The following is a 24867-nucleotide window of genomic DNA, read 5'->3' as shown; positions in this document are numbered from 1 at the left end:
CGCCCGGGGCTGGAGCGCCCGGGACACGTGCGACACACTGGCGCCGGCGGCGCGCCCACGGGCACCGCCCGCGCGGCCCGCGTCGCGGCGACCCTGGCGCTCGGGGAACCGGGCCGCCGGCCACGGCGTCGCTCCGGTCGGAGGACGGCCGCGCATCGGCGGGACCCGGGGCGCCCGGCCGGGCCCTGGGGGGAGAAGCGCGCGCCGGCCGGAAGAGCGCAGCGGACGGGAACGGGAGCAAGGTGACGACAGCCGCGGTCCGCAAGGGCAGGCGCGCCCACGCGAGGCCTTCGCTGCGCCGCAGCGGCACCCTCATGGTCGCCGGGTCGCTCGCCTCGCGGGCCACCGGCTTCCTGCGGCTCGCGGTGATCACCGCGGCCGTCGGCACGGCCGCCTCTGGCGACGCCTTCGGAGTCGCCAACACGGTGCCGAACATCATCTACGCCCTGATGATCGGCGGCGCCCTCCAGTCCGTCTTCGTGCCGGAACTGGTCCGCGCCGCCAAGGAGCACGCCGACGGCGGCCGGGTGTACACCGACCGGCTGCTGACACTGTGCGCGGTCGGCCTCGTGGCGGTCACCGCGCTCGCAGTACTGGCCGCGCCGCTGCTCGTGACCGCCTACGCACCGGACTTCAGCGGCGGGCAGCGCGACCTGACGGTCACGCTGGCCCGCTACTGCCTGCCGCAGATCCTCTGCTACGGCGTCTTCACACTGCTCGGCCAGGTGCTGGGCGCCCGCGACCGGTTCGGCGCGATGATGTGGACCCCGGTGCTCAACAACCTCGTCGTCATCGCCGTGCTCTCCCTCTACCTCGCCATGGCGCACGGCGGCATCGACCACCGCGACGCGATGGTCCTCGGCCTGGGCAGTACCGCGGGCATCGCCGTGCAGGCGCTCGGCCTGCTGCCGTCGCTGCGGTCCGCCGGCTTCCGCTGGCACCCGCGGTTCGACTGGCGGGGCGCGGGGCTGACCCAGCCGGTACGGGCCGCGGTCTGGACGCTGCTGCTGGTGCTGGTCAACCAGGCCGCCTACTGGGTCGTCACCCGGCTCTCCACCTCCGCGGGCCAGCACGCGCTGGCGGCCGGCCACCACGCGGGCGTCGGCTATGCCGCGTACAGCAACGCGTACAGCCTGTGGGTCGTCCCGCAGGGCATCGTCACCGTCTCGCTGGTCACCGCCCTGCTGCCGCGGATGAGCCGGGCCGCGGCCGACGGCGACCACGCGGCGATCGGCGCCGACCTGACCCGCGGCCTCAACGCGTCAGGCACGGCCGTCGTCCCCGCGGTGCTGGCCTTCCTGACCCTCGCCCCGCAGATCACCGGCGTGGTCTTCCAGCACGGGGCCACCACCGACGCGGACGCCGGCGCCATCGGGTGGATGCTCGCGGCCTTCGCGCTCGGCCTGCCCGCGTTCGCCGGCCAGTACCTGCTGGCCCGCGGCTTCTACGCGCTGGGCGACACCAGGACGCCCTTCTTCCTCAACGTGCTGATCGCCGCCGTCAACGCCTCGCTCGCCGGGGCCTCCTACGTGCTGCTGCCCGCCCGCTGGGCGGTCACCGGCATGGCGGCCGGCTACGCCGTGGCCTGCACCGCGGGCCTGCTCGCGACCTCCACGCTGCTGCGCCGCCGGCTGGCCTGGCGCCCCCGGGTGCTGTCGCACCACCTGCGGCTGCTCGCCGCCTTCCTGCCCGGCGCCGCGGCGGCCCTGGCCGCCGCGCACTACTGCACCGGGCGGTTCGGTACCTCGTCCACGGGCGATCTGGCCGGGCTGCTGGCGGGCGGCGCGGCACTGGTGCTGCCCGCGCTGGCCCTGGCGCGGCCGCTGCGGCTGCGCTTCCGGCGGCCGTGACGCCCGGCCCCTGACGGGCCCCGGCTCCCGGCCCGGCTCCGGACGGCGTTACGCGGTGAGGTCGGCGATCAGCTCGTCCGCGGCCGCGTACGGGTCGAGGGTGCCTTCGGTGACGCGGGAGGCGAGCGCGGTGAGGTGGTGGTCGCCGTGCAGGTCGCCGATGCGGGCCCTGAGCGCGGTCAGCGCGATCGTCTCGATCTCATGGGCGGCGCGGGCGCGGCGGCGGGCGGCGAGGACGTCGTGCTCCTCCATCCAGGCCCGGTGCTTGTCGAGGGCGGCGACGACCTCGTCTATGCCCTCGCCGCGGGCGGCGACGGTCTTGACGATCGGCGGGCGCCAGTCGCCGGGCCCGCGGGAGCCGCCGAGGCCCAGCATGTGGTTGAGCTCGCGGGCCGTGGCGTCCGCGCCGTCGCGGTCGGCCTTGTTGACGACGTAGACGTCGCCGATCTCCAGGATGCCGGCCTTGGCCGCCTGGATCCCGTCGCCCATGCCGGGGGCGAGCAGCACCACCGAGGTGTCGGCCTGGGCCGCGATCTCGACCTCGGACTGGCCGACGCCGACGGTCTCGACCAGGATCACCTCGCAGCCCGCCGCGTCCAGCACCCTGATGGCCTGCGGGGCCGCCCAGGCCAGGCCGCCGAGGTGGCCGCGGGTGGCCATGGAGCGGATGTAGACGCCGGGGTCGGAGGCGTGCTCCGACATCCGCACCCGGTCGCCGAGCAGGGCGCCGCCGGAGAAGGGCGAGGACGGGTCGACGGCCAGCACCCCGACCCGGCGCCCCGCCTTGCGGAAGGCGCTGACCAGGGCCGAGGTGGAGGTGGACTTGCCGACGCCGGGCGAGCCGGTGAGGCCCACCACGTAGGCACCGCCGGTGAGCGGGGCGAGCGCGGCCATCACCTCGCGCAGCTGCGGGGACGCCCCCTCGACCAGCGAGATCAGCCGCGCCACCGCCCGGGGCCTGCCCTCGCGGGCCTGCTCGACCAGCGAGCCGACATCCACCGTCCTCGGCGGCTCGGTGCGCCTCCGGCCGCCCACACCGGCTGCCGCCGGCCGGTCCTGCTCCCTCGCCCGTTCCTCGCTCACTCTGCGCGTTCTCCCTTTCGACAGCGGCGCGCTTCGACAGCGGCGCGGCCTCGTGCCCACTCGCCGGGGGGGGCGAGCCCGTTCGGCGCCGACCCCCCGGCAGGAGGCCGGTTCAGTTCGCGGGCACGTGCAGGATCAGCGCGTCGCCCTGCCCCCCGCCCCCGCACAGCGCGGCGGCACCGGTGCCGCCGCCGCGTCGGCCCAGCTCCAGGGCCAGATGCAGAACGATACGGGCTCCCGACATCCCGATGGGATGGCCCAGAGCGATCGCACCGCCGTTCACATTCACCCTTTCGGGTGTCACACCCAGGTCTTTCATGGACTGGACGGCCACGGCCGCGAAGGCCTCGTTGATCTCGATGAGGTCGAGATCGGCCACCGTGAGGCCCTCCTTGCCCAGGGCGTGGGCGATGGCGTTCGAGGGCTGGGACTGCAGCGAGTTGTCGGGGCCCGCGACATTGCCGTGCGCGCCGATCTCGGCGATCCACGACAGCCCGAGCTCCTCGGCCTTGGCCCGGCTCATGACCACCACGGCCGCCGCGCCGTCGGAGATCTGCGAGGCGGTGCCCGCGGTGATCGTGCCCTCGGGGGAGAAGGCAGGGCGCAGCCGGGCCAGGGACTCGGCGGTGGTCTCGGGCCTGATGCCCTCGTCCTTGGTCATGACCACCGGGTCGCCCTTGCCCTGGGAGACCTCGACCGGGGTGATCTCGGCGTCGAACAGGCCGTTCTTCTGCGCCGCCGCGGCCCGCTGGTGGGACATGGCGCCGAACTCGTCCTGCGGGGCGCGCTCGATGCCGAGCCGGGTGTTGTGCTTCTCGGTGGACGCGCCCATCGCGATGTTCTCGAAGGGGTCGGTGAGGCCGTCGTAGGCCATCGCGTCGAGCATCTCGACGGCGCCGTACTTGAAGCCGCCCCGGGACTTCGGCAGCAGGTGCGGGGCGTTCGTCATGGACTCCTGGCCGCCGGCCACCACGATGTCGAACTCGCCCGCCCGGATCAGCTGGTCGGCCAGGGCGATGGCGTCGAGCCCGGAGAGGCACACCTTGTTGACGGTGAGGGCGGGCACCGACATGGGGATGCCGGCCTTGACCGCGGCCTGACGGGCAGGGATCTGGCCCGCACCGGCCTGGAGCACCTGCCCCATGATCACGTACTGCACCTGGTCGCCGCCGATGCCGGCCCTTTCCAGGGCCGCCTTGATGGCGATCCCGCCGAGGTCGGTGCCGGAGAAGCCACGCAGGCTGCCGAGCAGCCTGCCCATCGGGGTGCGTGCACCCGCGACGATCACCGATCGAGTCCTGTCTTGCATAGTGCGACCCCTTCGGCTGAAGAGAGGAAGTTAACGAGGGTTAGCATCAATGTACTGACGGGTAAAGCCGGAGTCACCCGCCGGACCGTGTGATGGCGCGCACGTTGCGTAATCACGGGCCCGTGGGGTGCACTGGATCCATGCTGACCCGCATCGACCACATCGGCATCGCCTGCTTCGACCTCGACGCGACCGTCGAGTTCTACCGGGCCACCTACGGCTTCCAGGTGTCGCACACGGAGGTGAACGAGGAGCAGGGCGTCCGCGAGGCCATGCTGAAGATCAGCGGTACCTCGGACGGCGGCGCCTCCTACCTGCAGCTGCTGGAGCCGACCCGGGAGGACTCGGCCGTCGGCAAGTGGCTGGCCAAGAACGGCGAGGGCGTGCACCACATCGCCTTCGGCACCGCGGACGTGGACGCGGACGCCGCCGACATCCGCGGCAAGGGCGTCAGGGTGCTCTACGACGAGCCGCGGACCGGTTCCATGGGCTCAAGGATCACCTTCCTGCACCCCAAGGACTGCCACGGCGTGCTCACCGAACTGGTGACCGCGGCCGCCGCGCACGCCCCCGGCGGGGCCGCGGACGGTGCGCGGGAGATTCAGGACCCTCAGGACCACTGACCCAACCCCCGTCCTGCCCGGTAGAGTGACCGGGCCGACCGGGGTGGGCTCTGGGTACGCTCCCGCTCCGCGCCGTTGATCTGACACCATTCTTCCTATGGCCCTGGATTCAAACAGGGCCACGGAGAATCTCACCCGGTTGGCGGGTGAGGACGCCAGGAGACCGATGGGACCGCGGAGTGCGGGGCAACGACAGCTACCGGGCTGACGACCACCTCTCTCAGCTCGAAGCCGAGATGGACCGGCTTCGTACCGAGCGGGGCAAAGCGGTCGACCACGCCGACGACCTCGGATACCAGGTCGAGGTGCTGCGCGCCAAACTGCACGAGGCGCGGCGCATGCTGGCGTCCCGTCCTGCCTACGACAACATCGGGCACCAGGCAGACCAGCTGCTGCGCAACGCGCAGATCCAGGCCGACCAGCTGCGCGCCGACGCCGAGCGCGAACTGCGCGAGGCCAGGGCCCAGACCCAGCGGCTGCTCCAGGAGCAGGCCGAGCACCAGTCGCGCTTCGAGGCCGAGTGGCACGCCGAGGCCATCGCCAGGCGCCGCCAGCTGGACGAGGAGCTCGCCGACCGCAGGGCCAACGTCGAGACCCATGTCAACGAGAACGTGGCGTGGGCCGAGCAGCTGCGGGCCCGCAGCGAATCGCAGGCCCGCCGGCTGCTGGACGAGACCAGGGCCGAGTCGGACGCGGCGCTTGCCGCGGCACGGGCCGAGGCCACCCGGGTGGCGGAGCAGACCAGGGAGCGGCTGACCGCCGACGCCCAGACGGCGCGCACCGAGGCCGAGCAGCTGCTGCGCAGGGCCCGCGCGGACGCCGAGCGGCTGCTGGCCGCCGCCTCCGCGCAGGCCCAGGAGGCGACCACAGAGGCCGAGCAGCTGCGGACGTCGACCCGCAGCGAGTCCGACGACGCCAGGACCCGGGCCGCAGAGCTGTCCCGGGTGGCCGAGGAGCGGCTGCGGGAGGCCGACGAGACGCTGCGCACCGCCACCGCGGAGGCCGAGCGGCTGCGCGAGGAGGCCACCGCGGGCGCCGCCAAGCGGCTGGCCGCCACCGAGACCGAGAACGAGCAGCGCACCCGTACGGCCAGGGCCGAGATCGCCCGGATGGTCAACGAGGCGACCAGGGAGGCGGAGGCCGCCAAGGCCGAGGCCGAGCAGACCGTCGCCGACGCGAGGGCCGAGGCGGAGCGGATCCGCACCGACGCGCAGGAGGCGGCCAGGGCCGCCGCCGCCGAGGACGCCGCGGCCCAGCTGGCGCAGGCCGCCCGCTCGGCCGAGGAGATCCTGACCAAGGCCTCGGAGGACGCCCGCTCCACCACCAAGGGGGCGAGCGAGGAGGCCGAGCGGATCCGCGGCGAGGCGGAGGCCGAGGCCGAGCGGCTGCGCAGCGAGGCCGAGGCCTCGGCGCAGGAGCTGCGCGGGGCCGCGCAGGACGACACCGAGGAGTACCGGGCCAGGACGGTCGAGCTCCAGGAGGAGGCCAGGCGGCTGCGCGGCGAGGCCGAGCAGCTGCGGGCCGACGCGGTGGCCGAGGGCGAGCGCATCCGCGGCGAGGCCCGCCGCGAGGCGGTGCAGCAGATCGAGGAGGCCGCGAGCCGGGCCGAGGAGCTGCTGGCCAAGGCCAAGGCCGACGGTGACGAGCAGCGGCAGAGCGCGTCCGCCGAGTCCGAGCGGATGCGGGCCGAGTCCCTGGAGCGGGCCTCGGCGCTGAACACGAAGGCCGAGGAGGCGCTGCGCGCCGCCCGCGCCGAGGCCGACGAGCTGCGGGCCGAGGCCGAGCGGCAGGGCGCGGCCGTCACGGAGGCCGCCGAGCAGGCGGCCGCAGGGCAGCGGGCCGAGGCCGGCACGATCGTGGCCCGGATGCGCGAGGAGGCCGAGGTCGACCTGGCCCGGCTGCGCGAGGAGGCCGAGACCCGGGTCGCCACCGCGGAGCAGGGCCTGCGGGACGCGACCGCGGAGGCGGACCGGATCCGCGCGGAGGCGGCCGAGGAGGCCGAGCGGCTGCGCCAGGAGACCGCCGAGCGGGTGCGTACCCTGCACGAGCAGGCCGAGGCCGAGGCCGTACGGCTGCGGGACGAGGCGGCCGCCGACGCGGCGCAGACCCGCGCCGAGGGCGAGAACATCGCGCTGCGCGTGCAGGCCGAGGCGGCGGCGGAGGCCGAGCAGCGCAGGACCGAGGCGCAGGAGACCGCCGACCGGGTGCGCGCCGAGGCCTCGGCCGCGGCGGAACGCCTCGGGGTGGAGGCGGCCGAGGCACTGGCCGCCGCCCAGGAGGAGGCGGCCAGGCGGCTCAGGGCTGCGGAGGAGCAGCTGGCCACCGCGCGCGGCGAGGCCGAGCAGGAGCGGGCGCAGGCCCGCAGGGAGAGCGAGGAGCTGCTGGCGGCGGCCCGCAAGCGGGTCGAGGACGCGGCGGCGGAGGCCGACCGGCTGGCGGCGGAGGCCGAGCAGCGGGCCGGCGAGCTGGTGGCGGCGGCCGAGGCGACCGCGCAGCAGGTGCGGGACTCGGTCGCGCACCTGCACCATGAGGCGGAGCAGGAGATCGCCGGGCTGCGGTCCGCGGCCGAGCACGCCGCCGAGCGGGTGCGCGCCGAGGCGCAGGGCGAGGCGGACCGGCTGCACTCGGACGCCAACTCCGAGCGCGAGCGCGCCGGGGCGGACGCGGCGCGGATGCGCAGCGAGGCACAGGAGGAGTCGGAGGCCGCCAGGTCGCTGGCCGACCGCACGGTCAACGAGGCGATCGAGGAGGCGGACCGGCTGCGGTCGGAGGCCCGCGACGACGCCAACCGGATGCGTACGGACGCCGCGAACCAGGCCGACCAGCTGGTCGGCAAGGCCCGCGAGGAAGCGGACCGGCTCGGCACCATGGCCAGGGACACCCTGGCGGGCGCGGAGCGGGAGGCCGAGGAGTCCCGCGCCGCCTCGCAGCGGGTGCTCGACGAGGCCAGGGAGGCGGCCAACAAGCGCCGCAGCGAGGCCGCGGAGCAGGCCGACGAGCTGGTCGGCAAGGCGCAGGCCGAGGCCCGCAGGCTCGCGGCGGCCGCGGAGGACAGCGCGGACACGATGATCGCGGCGGCCAGGGCCGAGGCGGAGCGCCTGGTCACCGAGGGCACCGCGGAGGGCAACGGCCATGTGGAGCGGGCCCGTACGGACGCCGACACGCTGCTCGGCGAGGCCCGCAGGGACGCCACCACGATCAGGGAGCGCACCGACGAGCTGCGCCGCCGGGTGGAGTCCGAGGTGGAGGCGCTGCACGACAGGTCCCGCAAGGAGGCCGCGGAGGCGATGCGGGTCGTCGGCGAGCGGGTCGACAAGCTGGTGGCCGCGGCGACCGAGCAGTTGCGCGAGGCCGAGCAGAAGGCCGCCGAGATCAAGTCGACCGCCACCTCGGAGGCGAGCAAGGTCCGTATCGCCGCGGTCAAGAAGGTCGAGGGCCTGCTCAAGGAGGCCGAGCAGAACAAGACCGAGGCCGAGCGGGAGGCGGAGCGGGTCAAGGGGGAGGCGCGCGCGGAGGCCGAGCGCATCGTGACCGAGGGCCGGCGCGAGTTGGACACCCTGGTCCGCAGGCGCGAGGACATCAATGCGGAGATCGGCCGCGTCCAGGACGTGCTGGAGGCGCTGGAGTCGTTCGAAGCACCGGGTGGCGCGGCGAAATCCGCGAAGAGTACGGTCTCCGCGGGAGCGGCCGCCGGTTCCGCCCGGACAGGTGGCAAGCGCAACGACGATGCTCCACTCGATTGAGCGGACATTCTCCATGCCGAATGCGCAATGGCTCGGTGACACGCCGCTGAGCCCCCTAGGATTCCCTCTATCACCTCACCGGTCTGAATCATCGACAGGAACCCCATGAGCGACACTTCCTCCCCTTTCGGCTTCGAGTTGGTGCGTCGCGGATACGACCGCGGACAGGTGGACGACCGCATCACCAAGCTCGTCGCCGACCGTGACAGTGCCCTGACGCGCATCACCGCGCTGGAGAAGCGCATCGAGGAACTGCACCTCGAAACCCAGAACGCCGCTGCTCAGGTCAACGACTCCGAGCCGTCCTACGCCGGTCTCGGCGCCCGGGTGGAGAAGATCCTCCGGCTGGCCGAGGAAGAGGCCAAGGACCTGCGCGAGGAGGCCCGCCGCGCCGCCGAGCAGCACCGCGAGCTGGCGGAGTCCTCCGCGTCGCAGGTGCGCAACGACGCTGAGGCCTTCGCGTCCGACCGCAAGGCCAAGGCCGAGGACGAGGGCGCCCGGATCGTCGACAAGGCGAAGGGCGACGCGACGCAGCTGCGCAGCGACGCCCAGAAGGACGCCCAGGCCAAGCGCGAGGAGGCGGACGCGCTCTTCGAGGAGACCCGCGCCAAGGCCGCCCAGGCCGCCGCGGACTTCGAGACCAACCTGGCCAAGCGCCGCGAGCAGTCCGAGCGCGACCTGGCGTCGCGTCAGGCGAAGGCGGAGAAGCGCCTGGCGGAGATCGAGCACCGCGCCGAGCAGCTGCGCCTCGAGGCGGAGAAGCTGCGTACGGACGCGGAGCGCCGGGCCCGTCAGACGGTCGAGACCGCGCAGCGCCAGTCCGAGGACATCGTCGCGGACGCGAACGCGAAGGCCGACCGGATCCGCAGCGAATCCGAGCGCGAGCTGGCGGCGCTCACCAACCGCCGCGACAGCATCAACGCCCAGCTGACCAACGTCCGCGAGATGCTGGCCACGCTCACCGGTGCGGCCGTCGCCGCGGCCGGCTCCCCCGACGACGAGCCGATCTCGCGGGGCGTCCCGGCCCAGCAGTCCCGCTGACCCCGGAGCGGGCCGGCCGCACCACGGCAGGCCCGTGCTCCCCGGCTGTCCCGCCGGCCCCGGCAGTACGGGGACGGCGCGCTGTTCGACCGGATTTCGCGGACCCCTCACACGCTTGCGTGCGGGGGGTCCGCCGTGTCTTGCTAGCCTCGCCCCCATGATTGAGTTGCAGGGGCTCACCAAGCGGTACGGGGACAAGACCGCAGTCGACCATCTGACCTTCACCGTGCGCCCCGGCGTGGTGACCGGCTTCCTCGGGCCGAACGGCGCGGGCAAGTCCACCACGATGCGGATGCTGCTCGGCCTGGACTCGCCCACCAGCGGTGACGTCCGTATCGACGGCAAGCACTACGCACAGCTCAGCGAACCGCTCAAGCACATCGGCGCGCTGCTGGACGCGAAGTCGATCCACGGCGGGCGCACCGCGTACAACCATCTGCTGTGCATCGCGCAGTCCAACCGCATCCCGACCCACCGGGTGGGCGAGGTGCTGGAGACGGTGGGGCTCACCGCGGTGGCGCGCAAGCGCTCCAAGGGCTTCTCGCTGGGCATGGGCCAGCGGCTCGGCATCGCGGCGGCGCTGCTGGGCGACCCGGAGATCCTGATGTTCGACGAGCCGGTCAACGGGCTCGACCCGGAGGGCATCCACTGGATCCGCAACCTCATGAAGGGCCTGGCGGCGCAGGGCCGCACGGTCTTCGTATCCAGCCACCTGATGAGCGAGATGGCGCTGACCGCGGAGCACCTGATCGTGATCGGCCGCGGCCGGCTGATGGCCGACACCTCGATGGCGGACTTCATCGAGCGCAACTCGCGCTCCTACGTGCGGGTGCGCACCCCGCAGCCCGAGCGGTTCAAGGACGTGCTGACCGCCGCGGGCCACACCGTGGTGACGACCGGCGACGGGGCCTTCGAGATCACCGGCACCGACGCGGCCGACCTCGGTGAACTCGCCGCACAGCACCAGTTGGTGCTGCACGAACTGAGCCCGCAGCGGGCGTCGTTGGAGGAAGCGTTCATGCAGCTGACCGCCGAGTCGGTCGAATACCACGCGCACGGCGCGGTGACACCGGGCGCTTCCGTGCCGGTGCCTGCCGCTCCCGGACAGCAGCAGTGGCAGCACGGGCAGCAGGGACAGCAGGCCGCGGCGCCACCGCCGCCCCAGCAGCCCCAGCCGGGCGCTCAGCCGCCCGCGCAGCCCGGTCAGCCGCCGCAGTCCGGCGGGCAGCAGTGGGGCGCCCAGTGGCGCAACCCCGGCTCGGGAAAGGGTCGCTGACATGGCTGCGCCTTCCGCCGTCCTCCAATCGGAGTGGACGAAGATCAGGTCGGTCCGCTCCACCATCTGGACGCTGGCCCTTGCCTTCATCGTGACCGTGGCCCTCGGCGCGGTCATCTGCCTCGTGTTCAACAACACCTGGAACTCGCTGTCGTCCGAGGACCAGGCGACCTTCGACCCGACAGCGACCAGCTTCTTCGGCATGACGCTCGGCCAGCTCGCGCTGATCGTCTTCGGCGTGCTGGTCATCTCCAGCGAGTACAGCACCGGGATGATCCGCACCTCGCTCGCCGCGGTACCGCAGCGCGGCGCCTTCTACACCAGCAAGGTCGCGGTGGCCGGCGCGCTGGCGCTGGTGGTCGGGATGGCGACCAGCTTCATCGTCTTCTTCCTCGGCCAGTCGCTGCTGGGCTCGCACAAGGCGCAGATCGGCGACCCGGGCGTGCTGCGCGCGGTCGTCGGCGCCGGCCTCTACATGACGCTGCTGGTGCTGCTGTGTGTGGGCGCCGCGGCGATGCTGCGCAGCCCGATGCTGGGCCTCGGCATCCTGATGCCGTTCTTCTTCCTGGTCTCGCCGATCCTGTCGGCGGTGCCGAAGGTGAAGAACGTCGCGCGCTACTTCCCCGACCAGGCCGGCCAGAAGATCATGCAGGTCGTGCCGTCAGGCGACGACCACACGTCGTACGGGCCGTGGGGCGGCCTCGGCATCATGGCGGTGTGGGTCGTGGTGGCCCTGATCGGCGGCTACCTGGTGCTCAGGCAGCGCGACGCCTGAGCCCCCCGCTCAGTACCTGGGCGCGTTACGGGACCGCTGCACCCTGCTGGTGCGGCGGTCCTTGGCGTTCCAGCAGGCCCGGTGCCAGTGCCGGCGGTCGTCGAGCCCGTCGTACTCGCGCCAGGCCACCACGTGGCCGACGCCGGGCGGGATCTCCTGGTCGCAGCCGGGGCAGCGGTAGTGCTTGGTCGACGCGGCGCCGGCGATCGGCCGCACCACCCACTCCTCGCCCTGCCACTCCTCGGTGCCGGCGCCGCCGACGCCCGACTCCTGGCTGCTCTCCACGGGGCGCTGGGCGCCGTGCGGGTGGTTACGTCGCGGCGACACGGTACACCTCGCGCTCTGCTGGCTTCGCGGACGGCATCCAGCGTACGCGTACCGGCTCCGGGTACCCGAACGGGCGGATCCGCCGCAGGACCGGCGAAAATCATGAAAACGCCGCAGAAGGCCGTGCCTTTGGCACGTGCCAGGCGTTGGTCATGGCAAGGAGGGAGTGGGCGATGCGCGTTGGGACGTTCGTACTCGCGGCTCAGTTCCCCGGTCAGGGCCAGGCAGAGCCGCTGCACCGGGCGATATCGACGGCCGAGGCCGCGGAGGCCGCGGGGCTGGACGCGGTCTGGCTGGCCGAGCACCATTTCGTGCCGTACGGGGTGTGCCCGTCGGCCGTGACCCTGGCCGCGCTGCTGCTCGGCAGGACCCGGCGGATCGGCGTCGGCACCGCGGTGAGCGTGCTGCCGACCGCGCACCCGGTGGCGCTCGGCGAGCAGGCGGCGCTGCTGCACCTGGCCTCCGGCGGCCGTTTCACCCTCGGGGTGGGGCGCGGCGGGCCATGGGTGGACCTGGAGGTCTTCGGCGCCGGGGCGGCCGCCTACGAGCACGGCCTGCCCGAGTCGCTCGACCTGCTGCTGCGCTGGCTGCGGGAGCCCTCGGTGGGCGCGCGGGGGCCGCGGTACACCTTCCGCGAGGTGGCGGTGGTGCCGCGGCCCGACGAACTGGAGCCGGCAGGCGAGGGGCCGCCGGTGGTGGTGGCATGCACCTCGCCCGGCACGGTCGGCCTGGCCGCGGAGCGCGGGCTGCCGATGCTGCTCGGCATGCACAGCGGCGACGAGGACAAGGCCGCGATGGTCGCCCTGTGGCGGCGGACCGCGCTGGCGGCAGGGCACTCCCCCGAGGCGGTCGCCGCCGCGGGTCACGTCTCTGCCGGGGTGGCCCAGGTCGCCGACACCCGCGCGGACGCGGTCGAGACCCTGCTCAAGGCGATGCCCGGCTGGCTCCAGCAGGGCCTGGGCGCGCACCGGACGGTCGACGGCAGGCCGCGGGCGATGCGCGACCCGCACGCGTACACCGAGCTGCTCTGCGCGCTGCACCCCGTCGGCCCGCCGCAGCTGTGCGCCGACCGCCTGGCGGCGACCGCGGAACGCACCGGCATCACCCGGTTCGCCCTGCTCGTGGAGGGCTCGGGCGACCTCGACGCGACACTGCACAACGTCGCGCGGCTCGGCGGTGACGTACTCCCGGAACTGGCCTGATCACATGCGCACGGCCCGTCGCGGAAGCACGCCCCGTTGTGTCGCCGGCGTCGGTCGGCCACGGCTTCCCGCGCGTGCGGCACGGGAGACGCGGGCCGGTCAGCAGTCGCGGAACTCCGGTGACTGGTTGAGCACTTGCGACCGCACCGAGGTGAATCGGCCGTAGCTCTCGGCGACCGCCGGGTCGAGCGGGAAGACCGCCACCCGGTGGCAGTTCTGGAAGGCCAACCGCACTCCGAAGTGCCGTTGCAGTGCCCCGCGTATCGCATCGCTCGCCAGCGCGCGGAGCAGCTGGCCGCGTTCCTTCTCGCTCGGCGGCGGCACCTGGTTGTCCGCGAAATTCCCCCCATCGACCTTGAGTTGTGCCACCAATGAGCTGATCAGCTCCCACGCGTAGGGGAGGGACGTCCTGACGCAGTCGACGAATTCCTGCTCGTCGACCTCGCCTCGCTCGGCCTGTTCGAGGAGGGCCGGAGAGACGTCGAGCGACATGGGTACTCCTCTCGGTGACCCCGTGGACGCACGGGGTCGCACGGACGGGATCCGGAGCCCGCAGCCGCGTCTCCCGCGCGTCGGACCTCCGGCCTTCAACCGTAGGGTTGTAATGCTGCGCGCACCAGGAGGTAGCACGCACAACCGGCCATTTTTCGACGCCGGGCCGTAGTCGGCCGAACTCGTACGGTCCCGGCGGCCCCGGGCCCGGATCGCGGAGCGCCCTGGGCGTCCAGTAGCGTGACTCCCCATGCGCCTCGTGATCGCCCGCTGCTCCGTCGACTACGCGGGCCGGCTGTCCGCCCACCTCCCGTCCGCCACCCGGCTGCTGCTGATCAAGGCCGACGGCAGCCTGTCGGTGCACGCCGACGACCGTGCCTACAAACCGCTCAACTGGATGTCCCCGCCGTGCACCCTCAAGGAGGGCGAGGACGGCGTCTGGACGGTCGTCAACAAGGGGGGCGAGCAGTTGATCATCACGATAGAGGAGGTCCTGCACGACTCCTCGCACGAGCTCGGCGTGGACCCGGGCCTGATCAAGGACGGTGTCGAGGCGCATCTCCAGGAACTCCTCGCCGACCGGATGGAAGTGCTGGGCGACGGCTGGACCCTGATCCGCCGCGAGTACCCGACGGCGATCGGCCCGGTGGACATCCTGTGCCGCGACGCCGCCGGCCGCACGGTCGCCATCGAGCTCAAGCGGCGCGGCGACATCGACGGCGTGGAGCAGCTGACCCGCTACCTCGAACTCCTCAACCGCGACCCGCACCTGGCGCCGGTCAAGGGCGTCTTCGCGGCGCAGGAGATCAAGCCGCAGGCCCGCGTGCTCGCCACCGACCGCGGCATCGACTGCGTGGTGCTCGACTACGACGCGATGCGCGGCATCGAGGACGACAAACTCCGGCTGTTCTGACGCCCGCATATCCACCGGCCCCGCAGGCCCGCTGAACCGGTATTGCCCGCGCGCACTCCGATTCACCGCCGGCGGGGCCGTGTCATGCCCCTCGCGCAGGTCAGCGCCAACAAAAGTGCGCCCACCCGGCCGGCGGGGGAATCGTCGCGCACCACGGCCGGTGAATTCGGGCCGCCGCCGAATCCGCGGAGCCACCGCTTTCCCCTGCCACCGCGCCGGAATTCCCCGCGCCCGGGCCGGACCGCCCCCGGAGGTCCCGCGGCTGGTCCGGGGCCGGTCCGCGGCTGGTCCCGCTCTCGGCGAGTGGTGACTGCAAGATCCGGGGAGATTTTCGAAACTTTCGATGCTCTTGACCTCGCAACGGGAGCCTGGATCGCGCTCTAGTCGATCCCTGAGGAAGTCCGATGGTCAACTAGGCCCGCTGACCTGCAACAACCCCTTCTCACAGGACTGTTGACCGATGCGACGCTTTCGGGATTCTCGCCGAAAGTGTTGACAGTGCGTCTGGCCGGTTCAACACTGTCGCCGTCGACAGAGCACAACGCCCCGCCGGCCACGGGGCCGTGTCAGGACGCCGGGCTGCCCCGCCAGCCCTCAATGAGGAGGACCCACGCACATGACCAATCCCCCCGCCCCGCCGGAGAGCCGCAGAGGCGGTCGCTTCCGGGTGCTCAACCGGTTCCGGCTGCTCATCAGCAGCATCGTCACCATTGCCCTGGTCGGCGTGGCCGCCCTGGTCATGCCCGGCACCGCCAACGCCGACACGACCGTCAACTCGAACAGCACCGGCACCAACAACGGGTACTTCTACTCGTTCTGGAGCCAGAACAGCGGCCAGGCCTCCATGACCATGGGCTCCGGCGGCCAGTACAGCACCCAGTGGAACAACGTCGAGAACTTCGTCGCCGGCAAGGGTTGGAACCCGGGCAACACCGGGGCCGTGACCTACTCGGGCTCGTGGAACTGCAGCGGCAACTGCTACCTGTCGCTGTACGGCTGGACCACGAACCCGCTCATCGAGTACTACATCGTCGAGAACTACGGCAACTACAACCCCAGCAGCGGCGCCACCCGGCTGGGCTCGGTGAACAGTGACGGCAGCACGTACGACCTGTACCGCACGCAGCGCGTCAACCAGCCCTCCATCCAGGGCACCGCGACGTTCTACCAGTACTGGGCCGTCCGCCAGGCCAAGCGCACCGGCGGCACCATCACCGTGTCCAACATGTTCAACGCGTGGTCCCAGGCGGGCCTGAACCTCGGCACCCCGAACTACGAGATCCTCGCCACCGAGGGCTACCACTCCTCCGGCAGCTCCAACATCACCGTCGGCAGCGGCGGCAGTGGCGGGACCAATGGCGGCACCACCAACGGCGGCACGACCAACGGCGGCACCACGAACGGCGGCACCACGAACGGCGGCACCACCGGCGGTGGCGGCGGCAGTTGCACCGCGAACGTGACCGCGGGCGACCAGTGGAGCGACCGCTACAACCTCAACGTCTCGGTCTCCGGCTCCAGCAACTGGACCGTGACGGTGAACCTCCCCTCGCCCGAGGTGGTCATGTCGACCTGGAACATCAGCGCCAGCTACCCGAGCCAATACCAGCTGGTCGCCAAATCCAACGGCAGCGGCAACAACTGGGGGCTGACGATACAGAAGAACGGCCGCACGACCTGGCCATCCTTCTCCTGCCAGGCGAACTGACCCAGCGCACGACCCGCACCACCGGCGCGGCGGTTCCGGCCGCCGCGCCGCGATCCTCCGCCGACCCGGCGCCCTACGGCGCCGTGGTCGGCGTCCCGCTGTCCGCAGTGGCCGGGCTCCCCGCGTCGGTCGGCGCGCCCGCGGACCCGCTACCGGCCGGCGGCGGGACGGACTGCGACTGCGGACTGGTCGACGGCGAGGTGGACGTCGTCGGAGATGTGGTGGGCGAGGTCGTCGGCGGTGTGGTGGGCGGCGTCGTCGGCGGCCTGGTGGTACCGCCACCGCCCGTGGTGCCTCCGTTGGTGCCGCCACCGCCAGTGGAGGAACCGCCGGACGACGAACCACCGGACGAGGACGAACCGCCGGACGATGAGCCGCCGCCGGTCGAGTGGTGCGGCGGGCCCGAGGTCGGCGGCGGGGCGGACGTACCGCCTTGGGCACCGCCCTGGGTGCCGCCCTGGGTGCCGCTCGTCGGGGTGGTCGACGCGCTCGCCGTCGTCGTCGCGGAGGGCGGCTGCGTGGTGGGGGCGGTCCCCGTCGGCGAGGTCGTCTCGGGGGCGGTCGTGGACGAGTCGTCCGGGGCGTCCTGCTGGGCCGACTCCAGCGGCTTGACCTGGTTCTTCTGGTCGGGGTTGTCGCCGGCCCCCGACGTCGCGCCCAGGGTGACGATCGTGCCGAGGACCGCGGCGAGCAGCACACCGGTGCCGGCCGCGACCAGGTTGCGGCGGGTACCGATGATGGCGAGCCGCTTGGGTCCCGGCGAGGACGCCGCGTGCGCCGCGGGCCGGTGCTGGATGACGGCCAGCGGCGGCGGCGCCGAAGCGGCCGGGTCGTCCTCCGCGGCGGCCGGCGGGAGTTCGAGGGGCGCGGCCGGGACGAGGTCGTCGACCAGGGCGAGGGTGCGGCGGCCGACCACGGTGCCCTGGCGGTCGGCGAGTGCGCCCCGCAGCGCGATGGACGCCTCCAGCTCGGCCCGTGCGCGGTCCAGTGTGCCGTTGCACAGCGCCAGCACACCCAACTCGTGGTGGAAGTAGGCCTCTTCGGCGACCTCGCCGGACAGCCGCGCGGCCTCCTGGCCGATCCGCAGCGCGCGTTCCCACGCGCCCCAGTGCAGGGCGGCGGCGAAGACGGGGGCCACGGTGCGGGCCAGCAGGACCGCGGCGGTGGGGTTGCCGTTGTCGCGGCAGGCGGTCATCGCGGCGATGATCGCCTCGGACTCGGTGGCGGCGCGGGCCGGGGTGACCGAGGGGTGCCCGGTCCACCAGGCGTAGTGCAGGGCGGCGGTGTGCGCCTGGACCTCGCTCAGCTCGCCCTCGGCGGTGAACGCGGCCGCGAGCTGCGGGGTGACACCGGCGGCGAGCCGGTAGTGCGCGGCGACCGGGACGGCCAGGCCGACGGCGGTCATCTCGCCGAGTGCGGCGTCCCCGTGGGTGTCGCCGACGAGGGCGGGCAGGTGCGAGGGGTGCGGGCATTCGCCGTCGAGGGCGACCGCGAAGGCGAGGGCCTCGCGTGCGGACTCGCTCAGCCGGGAGGCGAGCAGGTCGGCGGGGGCGGCGCTCTCCGCGAGCGACGGCAGCGGCACGTCGGCGGTGGGCACCCGGGCGGGCAGCGGTGTGACCGGGGGTATCTCCAGCGGCGCCGCGGGGTCGGGCTCCACGGGGGCGTCGAAGCCGGTCAGGTCGGGTATCAGGTCCTGCACGGGCGCGGGCGGACCGGCCGCGGGGGTGCTGCCGTTCTCCCACACCGAGTCGTCCCAGTCCGGCTCCGGCGGGAAGCGCAGCGCGTCCCGCTGCCGCAGCAGGGCGCCGGCCTGGACGAAGCGCAGCGGCAGCCCCTCGGACTCGAACCACAGGTCGGCCGCCCAGGCGGTCTCGTCCTCTTCGAGGGTGCGTCCCGCGGCGAGCGTGAGCAGGTCGACGCAGGCGACCCGGGTGAGCCCGGAGAGGAAGACCTCCTCGACCATCGACTCGGCGGGCGGCGCGGCCACGTCGGGGGTCGCGGACATCAGGAAGGCGCACTCGGGGGCGACGGCGAGCAGTTCCTCCACCGCGGCCCCGCCGAATTCGAGGTCGTCCACGACGACGACGGCACCGGTCTCGCGCAGCAGCGCGGGCAGTTCGGCGCGGCTCGGGCGGTAGTCGTCGCCGGAGTAGACGGTGCTGTAGAGGGCGTGCAGGACGTCGCCGGCGGTGCGCCGGTAGCCGGACAGCCACAGCACCCCGTCGGGCGCGAGGTCGGCGCAGGCGTTGGCGACCGACTCCAGCAGGGCGGTTCGGCCGGCGCCCGAGGGCCCCGTGACGCGTACGGACCGGCCGCGGGCCAGCAGCCGGATCAGCCGCTCGCGCTCCTCGTCCCGTTCCAGCAGCGGGAGTTCGGGCGCGGGCGGGCCGGGCGGCGGGGTCGAGCGGTTGGCGGCGAGGTGGGCGTCGCGCTCCTCGCGGGTGCGGGCCACCGGTGTCCTGCGCTCGTCCGGCGGGCACACGCTGACCTCGGTGCCGTCGACCGGGTTGACGGTGAGGAGGAAGTCGGGCGTGACGATCCGTCGAACCCGGGCGTTGCCGCCGCTCGGCGTGCCGGTGCCCGCGGTCAGCTCCAGCGGCTCGCGGGCCGGGCGTACCGCCTTGGGCAGCGGGGCGGCGGCGTCGAAGAGCGAGGGCTCGACCGGGCGGAGCCCGTCGAAGGCGGTGGGGTCGGCGGCCGCGTCGAAGCCGCCGTCGAGCGGTGCGTCGAAGTAGGGGTCGGGCGCGGGCGGCTCGTAGGGCACGAGGGCGCCGCGGTCGGTTCCGCCGCTGCCGCCGCTCCTGACACCGAACGCGTCGAACGGCTCGTCCTGCCCTGGGTGCTCGCCGGGCTCGCCGATGTGCTGGTCCATGTCCTACGCCCCCATGAGCGTCACGTCAGGGGCGCCGCCGGGCCGCCGTCCGTACGCGGCCGGCCCGATTCCCCTGGTCCGGCGTACGGGGTGGCACGCCTGCGGGCAATCCGAGTCCAAACTGTAAGGGCTCGAACGCTATCAATGAAGCGCAGGGGTGCCCGGCAGCCCTTACGTCACCTTTCGGCCTCGATCGCGAGGATCCGGTGCAGCCGAGTCGCCACCAGCAGCCGCTGCATCTGCGGGGGGACGTTGCGCAGCACGAGGCGGCGGTTGGCCCGGCCGGCCCTGCGGTGGGCGCCCATGATCACTCCGAGCCCCGTCGCGTCCCAGGAATCCAGCTCGGTCAGGTCGAGTACGAGATCGCCGCGGCCCGAGTCGACCGCGGTGTGCAGGGCCGTACGGGCGTCCGCCGCGCTCCGGACGTCGAGGCGGCCCCCGACGACCAGCTCGGCATGGTCGCCCCTGATGTGCATAGTCGCTCCCGAAGAATTGCGGCACCCGTCCGTATGTCTTCACACAACTGACGGTCCGTCGCAAAGAGAAGTTGCCGTCTGTGAGCGAACCGATACCGAATTCACTCCTGTGAGTGACGTTGCTTAGTACGGGTAGAACCCCTGACCGCTCTTACGGCCCAGGTCTCCGGCGTCCACCATCCGCCGCATGATCTCCGGCGGGGCGAACTTCTCGTCCTGCGATTCCGCGTAGATGTTTCCGGTGGCGTGCAGCAGGATGTCGACGCCGGTGAGGTCGGCGGTGGCCAGCGGGCCCATCGCGTGGCCGAAGCCCAGCTTGCAGGCGGTGTCGATGTCCTCGGCCGAGGCGACGCCCGACTCGTAGAGCTTGACGGCCTCGACGACCAGCGCCGAGATCAGCCGGGTGGTGACGAAGCCGGCCACGTCGCGGTTGACGACGACGCAGGTCTTGCCGACGCTCTCGGCGAAGTCCCGGGCGCGGGCCAACGTGTCGTCACTGGTCTTGTAGCCGCGCACCAGTTCGCACAGCTGCATCATCGGCACCGGCGAGAAGAAGTGGGTGCCGACGACACGCTCGGGGTGCTCGGTCACCGCAGCGATCTTCGTGATCGGGATGGCCGAGGTGTTGGAGGCCAGGACGGTGCCGGGCGCGGTGATCCGGTCGAGGGCGCGGAAGATCTCCTGCTTGACCTCGATCCGCTCGAAGACCGCCTCCACGACCAGGTCGGCGTCGGCGACCTCCTCCAGGTCGGTGGTGGTGGAGATCCTGGCCAACGCCGCTTCAGCGTCGGCCGCTTCGAGCTTCCCCTTGGCGACGAAGCGGTCGTACGACGCCTTGATGCCGTCGGTGCCGCGCGCCAGCGCCTCGTCCGTGACGTCCCGCAGGATCACCTCGTAGCCGGCCTGGGCCGCCACCTGCGCGATGCCGGAGCCCATCAGGCCGGCTCCTACGACGGCGAGCTTCTTCGCCACGGTTCACACCTCTCCGTTGGGGTATCTCGCCGGACCCTAGCGCCGGTTCGTGCCCCGGCGCAGCATGATGTCGGGCGCGTCACCGTGTGTCCTTGGTCGCACGGCACCGCCCGCGCAGGCCCTACGCTCGACGCCATGGTCAACCTCACCCGCATCTACACCCGCACCGGCGACGACGGTACGACCGCGCTCGGCGACATGAGCCGTACCGCCAAGACCGACACCCGGATCGCCGCGTACGCCGACGTCAACGAGGCGAACGCGGTCATCGGCACCGCCCTGGCGCTCGGCGCGCTCGCCGATGACGTGGCCGCCGTCCTGGTCCGCGTGCAGAACGACCTCTTCGACGTCGGCGCCGACCTGGCGACCCCGGTGAAGGCGGACCCGGAGTATCCGCCGCTGCGCGTCGAGCAGACCTACGTGGACCGGCTGGAGGCGGACTGCGACAGCTTCCTCGCGGAGCTGGACAAGCTCCGCAGCTTCATCCTGCCCGGCGGCACCCCGGGCGCCGCGCTGCTGCACCAGGCCTGCACGGTGGTCCGCCGGGCGGAGCGCTCCACCTGGGCAGCGCTCGCCGAGCACGGCGAGGTGATGAACCCGCTGACGGCGACGTATCTCAACCGGCTCTCCGACCTGCTCTTCATCCTGGCCAGGACGGCGAACAAGGAGCGCGGGGACGTGCTGTGGGTGCCGGGCGAGAACCGCTGAACGGTTTGCGCCCAGGGGTGAGGACCGCTCAGGCCACGTTGACGCGCTGGCCGGGCGGTGCCGCCTCCAGCCAGGCGAGGAAACCGGTGAGGGCGTCGTCGCTCATCGCCAGTTCGAGCCGCAGGCCGCGGTGCTCGCAGGTCAGCACGACCGCGTCGGACAGCAGCGCCAGCTCCTCCGAACCGCGCGGCTCCCGGCGGCCCTCGACCTCGATCGAAGGGCGCTCCAGCACCCGGCGGGGCCTGGGCGCGTAGGAGAAGACCCGGAACCACTCCACGCGGTCGCCGTTGTAGCGGGCCACCCCGTAGACCCAGCCCTTGCCGGTGGGCTCGGCGTCCTCGGGCAGTGCCACCCGCAGGCTGCAGTCGAAAGTGCCGCCCGGGCGCTGGATCAGCCGGCGGCGCAGGCCGAGGATGAAGAGCGCGAGCAGAACCGCGCCGACGACCGCGCCGACCAGTTCCACCGAGAGGATCACGTCCACCGATCTCCTCTCCTGGGACTGGTTGCCGCCCGTGCCGCGCGCCCTGTGTGTGCTGCCCTTGCTGTGCCGGAGCCGCGGACCGCCCCTGAGGGCAGCCCGCGGCGCCTTTGTCCTGCTCCCGCGGTGGCGCCGCCAGGGGCGCTCCGCCGGTGGTGGTTCAGTGCGCGCCCGCCGCGGCGGCCAGCCGGACCTCGGCGCGGCGCTCGGCCGCCGCGTCGGCCTCGGACTTGGAGCGCTCGAGCGCCCGCTCGGCCCGTGCGACGTCGATCTCCTCGGCGAGCTCGGCGATCTCGGCGAGGATCGAGAGCTTGTTGTCCGCGAAGGACAGGAAGCCGCCGTGGACGGCGACCACCACGGTGCCGCCGTCGGCGGTACGGACCGTCACGGGGCCTGACTGGAGAACTCCGAGCACCGGCTCGTGCGACGGCATGATGCCGATGTCACCGGACATGGTACGGGCGATGACCATGGCGGCCTCCCCGGACCAGATGCTGCGGTCCGCGGCCACCACCTCGACGTGAATATCGGCCAAGACGGCTCCTCGGGTCGGCACCCACCGGGTGAGGGGGGTGCGTAGGACAAAGAATAAGGGCTGCGAGAGGGGGGCAGAGACCGTCTGCCCCCCTCACGCCACGGCTCGGGGTCAGCTGACGCCGAGCTTGGCGGCGTTCGCCTTGAGGTCGTCCAGGCCACCGCACATGAAGAAGGCCTGCTCCGGGAAGTGGTCGTACTCGCCGTCGGCGATCGCGTTGAACGCCGCGACCGACTCGTCGAGCGACACGTCGGAACCGTCCACACCGGTGAACTGCTTGGCCGCGTGGGTGTTCTGCGACAGGAAGCGCTCGATGCGGCGGGCGCGGAAGACGGTGAGCTTGTCCTCCTCGCCCAGCTCGTCGATGCCGAGGATGGAGATGATGTCCTGGAGGTCCTTGTACTTCTGCAGGATCCCCTTGACGCGCATGGCGCACTCGTAGTGGTCCTGCGCGATGTAGCGCGGGTCCAGGATGCGGGACGTGGAGTCCAGCGGGTCCACCGCGGGGTAGATGCCCTTCTCCGAGATCGGCCGCGAGAGCACGGTCGTCGCGTCGAGGTGGGCGAAGGTGGTGGCCGGAGCCGGGTCGGTCAGGTCGTCCGCGGGGACGTAGATCGCCTGCATCGAGGTGATCGAGTGACCGCGGGTCGAGGTGATCCGCTCCTGCAGCTGGCCCATCTCGTCGGCCAGGTTCGGCTGGTAACCCACCGCGGACGGCATACGGCCGAGCAGCGTGGAGACCTCGGAACCCGCCTGGGTGAACCGGAAGATGTTGTCGATGAAGAACAGCACGTCCTGGTTCTGCACATCGCGGAAGTACTCCGCCATGGTCAGGCCGGCCAGCGCGACACGCAGCCGGGTGCCCGGCGGCTCGTCCATCTGGCCGAAGACCAGCGCGGTCTGCGGGAGCACGCCGGACTCGGCCATCTCCGCGATGAGGTCGTTGCCCTCACGGGTGCGCTCGCCGACGCCGGCGAAGACGGAAACGCCCTCGTGCAGCTTCGCCACACGCATGATCATTTCCTGGATGAGCACGGTCTTGCCGACGCCCGCGCCGCCGAACAGGCCGATCTTGCCGCCCTTGACGTACGGGGTCAGCAGGTCGACGACCTTCAGGCCGGTCTCGAACATCTCGGTCTTGGACTCGAGCTGGTCGAAGGCCGGGGCCTTGCGGTGGATCGGCCAGCGCTCGGTGACCTCGGACTCGGCCTCCGGCTCGTTCAGGATCGCGCCGAGGGTGTTGAACACGCGGCCCTTGGTGACGTCGCCGACGGGCACGGTGATGCCGTTGCCGGTGTCGGTGACCGGGGACTGGCGGACCAGGCCGTCGGTGGGCTGCATGGAGATGGCGCGGACCAGGCCGTCGCCGAGGTGCTGCGCGACCTCGAGGGTCAGCGTCTTGGTCTCGCCGGCCTGGGTCGGGTCGGCGACGTCGACGTGCAGCGCGTTGTAGATCTCCGGCATGGCGTCGACGGGGAACTCCACGTCGACGACCGGGCCGATGACCCGCGCCACCCGGCCGGTGGCGGTGGTTTCAACAGTGGTGGTCATAGTGGTCAGTCACTCCCCGCGTTCGCGTCGGCCAGGGCGCTGGCACCGCCGACGATCTCGCTGATTTCCTGGGTGATGTCGGCCTGTCGGGCCGCGTTGGCAAGCCGCGTGAGCGACTTGATCAGATCTTCCGCGTTGTCGGTGGCCGACTTCATCGCCCGGCGGCGGGCCGCGTGCTCGGAGGCAGCGGCCTGCAGCATGGCGTTGTAGATGCGGCTCTCGACGTACCGCGGCAGCAGCGCGTCCAGCACGCCTTCCGCGGACGGCTCGAACTCGTACAGCGGCTTGGCCTGGGGCTGCTTGGAGAGCTCCCCCTCGCCGCCTGCCGCCTTGTCCGAGATCGCCAGCGGCAGCAGCCGCCGGTCGACCGGGCTCTGGGTCATCATCGACACGAATTCGGTGAAGACGATGTGCAGCTCGTCCACCCCGCCCTCGGCCGTGTCCGCCAGCACCGACTCGATCAGCGGTGTCGCGACCGCCTTGGCGTCGGCATACGACGGGCTGTCCGAGAAGCCGGTCCAGGACTGCGCGACCTTGCGCTCGCGGAAGCCGAAGTAGGCCAGGCCCTTGCGGCCGACGATGTAGCTGTCGACCTCCTTGCCCTCCGCGCGCAGCCGCTCGGTGAGCCGGTCGGCTGCCTTGATCGCGTTGGCCGAGTAGCCGCCGGCCAGGCCGCGGTCGCTCGTGATGAGCAGGACCGCGGCACGGGACGGGTTGTCGGACTCGGTGGTCAGCGGGTGCTTGGTGTTGGAGCCGGTCGCGACCGCCGTGACCGCACGGGTCAGTTCGTCGGCGTACGGGGACGAGGCCGCCACCTGGCGCTGCGCCTTGACGATGCGCGAGGCGGCGATCATCTCCATCGCCTTGGTGATCTTCTTCGTGGCGGAGACGGTCTTGATCCGGCGCTTGTAAACCCGAATCTGTGCGCCCATG

Annotated in this window: 21 protein-coding genes; 10 read left to right on the top strand and 11 right to left on the bottom strand. The window is 72.6% G+C overall.

Translation table 11 applies throughout. From position 1 onward, the window contains the following. Window positions 1-242 precede the first annotated feature (242 nt). The gene (murJ, locus tag ACGFMP_RS32905) at window positions 243-1850 is read left to right on the top strand and encodes a murein biosynthesis integral membrane protein MurJ (RefSeq protein ID WP_393677146.1); all 1608 of its coding nucleotides are present in this window, start codon (window positions 243-245) and stop codon (window positions 1848-1850) included. A 48-nt stretch (window positions 1851-1898) separates the two neighbouring features. Here the strand turns inward: murJ and meaB are convergent, their stop codons facing one another. Beyond that, the gene (gene meaB, locus ACGFMP_RS32900; RefSeq protein WP_393677200.1) at window positions 1899-2849 is read right to left on the bottom strand and encodes a methylmalonyl Co-A mutase-associated GTPase MeaB; all 951 of its coding nucleotides are present in this window, start codon (window positions 2847-2849) and stop codon (window positions 1899-1901) included. A 196-nt stretch (window positions 2850-3045) separates the two neighbouring features. Next, window positions 3046-4242: an acetyl-CoA C-acetyltransferase gene (locus ACGFMP_RS32895; RefSeq protein ID WP_393677145.1), complete on the bottom strand. Its 1197-nt coding sequence runs from the start codon at window positions 4240-4242 to the stop codon at window positions 3046-3048. A 140-nt stretch (window positions 4243-4382) separates the two neighbouring features. Between ACGFMP_RS32895 and mce the strand changes: the two genes are divergently transcribed. The 5 genes from mce (at window position 4383) to ACGFMP_RS32870 (ending at window position 11700) form a co-directional block, all read left to right on the top strand. Continuing rightward, the gene (gene mce, locus ACGFMP_RS32890; protein ID WP_393677144.1) at window positions 4383-4865 is read left to right on the top strand and encodes a methylmalonyl-CoA epimerase; all 483 of its coding nucleotides are present in this window, start codon (window positions 4383-4385) and stop codon (window positions 4863-4865) included. 179 nt (window positions 4866-5044) lie between these two features. After that, window positions 5045-8608, top strand: coding sequence for a polarized growth protein Scy (scy, locus tag ACGFMP_RS32885; protein ID WP_393677143.1), 3564 nt, complete (start codon window positions 5045-5047; stop codon window positions 8606-8608). Window positions 8609-8713: 105 nt separating this feature from the next. Then, complete coding sequence (locus ACGFMP_RS32880; protein ID WP_393677141.1) at window positions 8714-9649, top strand: cellulose-binding protein; 936 nt, start codon at window positions 8714-8716, stop codon at window positions 9647-9649. A 157-nt stretch (window positions 9650-9806) separates the two neighbouring features. Then, window positions 9807-10925 (top strand): ABC transporter ATP-binding protein, encoded by a 1119-nt coding sequence (locus ACGFMP_RS32875; protein WP_393677139.1) that lies wholly within the window; start codon window positions 9807-9809, stop codon window positions 10923-10925. A 1-nt stretch (window position 10926) separates the two neighbouring features. Continuing rightward, window positions 10927-11700 carry an ABC transporter permease gene (locus tag ACGFMP_RS32870; RefSeq protein ID WP_393677138.1) on the top strand — a complete coding sequence of 258 codons (774 nt, stop codon included), beginning with the start codon at window positions 10927-10929 and terminating at the stop codon, window positions 11698-11700. 9 nt (window positions 11701-11709) lie between these two features. Here the strand turns inward: ACGFMP_RS32870 and ACGFMP_RS32865 are convergent, their stop codons facing one another. Next, window positions 11710-12027 carry an ATP/GTP-binding protein gene (locus ACGFMP_RS32865; RefSeq protein WP_393677136.1) on the bottom strand — a complete coding sequence of 106 codons (318 nt, stop codon included), beginning with the start codon at window positions 12025-12027 and terminating at the stop codon, window positions 11710-11712. A gap of 173 nt (window positions 12028-12200) precedes the next feature. Between ACGFMP_RS32865 and ACGFMP_RS32860 the strand changes: the two genes are divergently transcribed. Further along, window positions 12201-13229, top strand: coding sequence for an LLM class flavin-dependent oxidoreductase (locus tag ACGFMP_RS32860; RefSeq protein ID WP_393677135.1), 1029 nt, complete (start codon window positions 12201-12203; stop codon window positions 13227-13229). Window positions 13230-13328: 99 nt separating this feature from the next. Here ACGFMP_RS32860 and ACGFMP_RS32855 read toward each other — a convergent pair whose 3' ends face one another. Next, entirely contained in the window at window positions 13329-13721 is a 393-nt protein-coding gene (locus tag ACGFMP_RS32855) for an SCO5389 family protein (RefSeq protein ID WP_393677133.1), read from the bottom strand. 250 nt (window positions 13722-13971) lie between these two features. Here ACGFMP_RS32855 and nucS point away from each other — a divergent pair, with 250 nt between their 5' ends. Beyond that, window positions 13972-14634, top strand: a complete 663-nt coding sequence (gene nucS / locus ACGFMP_RS32850) for an endonuclease NucS (RefSeq protein ID WP_393677132.1) — start codon at window positions 13972-13974, stop codon at window positions 14632-14634. 616 nt (window positions 14635-15250) lie between these two features. Then, window positions 15251-16342 (top strand): glycoside hydrolase family 11 protein, encoded by a 1092-nt coding sequence (locus tag ACGFMP_RS32845; RefSeq protein ID WP_393677130.1) that lies wholly within the window; start codon window positions 15251-15253, stop codon window positions 16340-16342. Between the two features lie 73 nt (window positions 16343-16415). On the opposite strand, the gene ACGFMP_RS32840 is transcribed toward ACGFMP_RS32845, so the two are convergent. The 3 genes from ACGFMP_RS32840 to ACGFMP_RS32830 form a co-directional block, all read right to left on the bottom strand. Then, entirely contained in the window at window positions 16416-19214 is a 2799-nt protein-coding gene (locus tag ACGFMP_RS32840; protein ID WP_393677128.1) for an ATP-binding protein, read from the bottom strand. Between the two features lie 176 nt (window positions 19215-19390). Further along, on the bottom strand, window positions 19391-19690 hold the full coding sequence (locus ACGFMP_RS32835; RefSeq protein ID WP_033176582.1) for an STAS domain-containing protein: 300 nt from the start codon (window positions 19688-19690) through the stop codon (window positions 19391-19393). Between the two features lie 123 nt (window positions 19691-19813). Then, window positions 19814-20662, bottom strand: a complete 849-nt coding sequence (locus ACGFMP_RS32830; protein ID WP_393677127.1) for a 3-hydroxyacyl-CoA dehydrogenase family protein — start codon at window positions 20660-20662, stop codon at window positions 19814-19816. A 135-nt stretch (window positions 20663-20797) separates the two neighbouring features. Here ACGFMP_RS32830 and ACGFMP_RS32825 point away from each other — a divergent pair, with 135 nt between their 5' ends. Continuing rightward, the gene (locus ACGFMP_RS32825) at window positions 20798-21370 is read left to right on the top strand and encodes a cob(I)yrinic acid a,c-diamide adenosyltransferase (protein ID WP_393677125.1); all 573 of its coding nucleotides are present in this window, start codon (window positions 20798-20800) and stop codon (window positions 21368-21370) included. Window positions 21371-21398: 28 nt separating this feature from the next. On the opposite strand, the gene ACGFMP_RS32820 is transcribed toward ACGFMP_RS32825, so the two are convergent. From ACGFMP_RS32820 to ACGFMP_RS32805, 4 genes are all read right to left on the bottom strand, one after another. Further along, window positions 21399-21845: a DUF2550 domain-containing protein gene (locus ACGFMP_RS32820; RefSeq protein WP_393677198.1), complete on the bottom strand. Its 447-nt coding sequence runs from the start codon at window positions 21843-21845 to the stop codon at window positions 21399-21401. Window positions 21846-22008: 163 nt separating this feature from the next. Beyond that, window positions 22009-22383: a F0F1 ATP synthase subunit epsilon gene (locus tag ACGFMP_RS32815; RefSeq protein ID WP_393677123.1), complete on the bottom strand. Its 375-nt coding sequence runs from the start codon at window positions 22381-22383 to the stop codon at window positions 22009-22011. 111 nt (window positions 22384-22494) lie between these two features. Further along, window positions 22495-23934, bottom strand: coding sequence for a F0F1 ATP synthase subunit beta (atpD, locus tag ACGFMP_RS32810; RefSeq protein WP_393677121.1), 1440 nt, complete (start codon window positions 23932-23934; stop codon window positions 22495-22497). Between the two features lie 5 nt (window positions 23935-23939). Further along, complete coding sequence (locus ACGFMP_RS32805; protein WP_393677120.1) at window positions 23940-24866, bottom strand: F0F1 ATP synthase subunit gamma; 927 nt, start codon at window positions 24864-24866, stop codon at window positions 23940-23942. Window position 24867 lies beyond the last annotated feature (1 nt).

Origin of the sequence: Streptomyces sp. NPDC049040 (assembly GCF_043197715.1) — a bacterium.
Taxonomy (GTDB): Bacteria; Actinomycetota; Actinomycetes; order Streptomycetales; family Streptomycetaceae; genus Actinacidiphila.
This window is presented reverse-complemented; position numbering and strand designations above follow the sequence as displayed.

Bases quoted from the DNA above. Each gene is read 5' to 3' on its own strand.
- ACGFMP_RS32895 (WP_393677145.1), bottom strand. From the start codon at position 4,242: ATGCAAGACAGGACTCGATCGGTGATCGTCGCGGGTGCACGCACCCCG.
- mce (WP_393677144.1), top strand. From the start codon at position 4,383: ATGCTGACCCGCATCGACCACATCGGCATCGCCTGCTTCGACCTCGAC.
- ACGFMP_RS32880 (WP_393677141.1), top strand. From the start codon at position 8,714: ATGAGCGACACTTCCTCCCCTTTCGGCTTCGAGTTGGTGCGTCGCGGA.
- ACGFMP_RS32875 (WP_393677139.1), top strand. From the start codon at position 9,807: ATGATTGAGTTGCAGGGGCTCACCAAGCGGTACGGGGACAAGACCGCA.
- ACGFMP_RS32870 (WP_393677138.1), top strand. From the start codon at position 10,927: ATGGCTGCGCCTTCCGCCGTCCTCCAATCGGAGTGGACGAAGATCAGG.
- ACGFMP_RS32860 (WP_393677135.1), top strand. From the start codon at position 12,201: ATGCGCGTTGGGACGTTCGTACTCGCGGCTCAGTTCCCCGGTCAGGGC.
- ACGFMP_RS32855 (WP_393677133.1), bottom strand. From the start codon at position 13,721: ATGTCGCTCGACGTCTCTCCGGCCCTCCTCGAACAGGCCGAGCGAGGC.
- nucS (WP_393677132.1), top strand. From the start codon at position 13,972: ATGCGCCTCGTGATCGCCCGCTGCTCCGTCGACTACGCGGGCCGGCTG.
- ACGFMP_RS32845 (WP_393677130.1), top strand. From the start codon at position 15,251: ATGACCAATCCCCCCGCCCCGCCGGAGAGCCGCAGAGGCGGTCGCTTC.
- ACGFMP_RS32840 (WP_393677128.1), bottom strand. From the start codon at position 19,214: ATGGACCAGCACATCGGCGAGCCCGGCGAGCACCCAGGGCAGGACGAG.
- ACGFMP_RS32835 (WP_033176582.1), bottom strand. From the start codon at position 19,690: ATGCACATCAGGGGCGACCATGCCGAGCTGGTCGTCGGGGGCCGCCTC.
- ACGFMP_RS32825 (WP_393677125.1), top strand. From the start codon at position 20,798: ATGGTCAACCTCACCCGCATCTACACCCGCACCGGCGACGACGGTACG.
- atpD (WP_393677121.1), bottom strand. From the start codon at position 23,934: ATGACCACCACTGTTGAAACCACCGCCACCGGCCGGGTGGCGCGGGTC.
- ACGFMP_RS32805 (WP_393677120.1), bottom strand. From the start codon at position 24,866: ATGGGCGCACAGATTCGGGTTTACAAGCGCCGGATCAAGACCGTCTCC.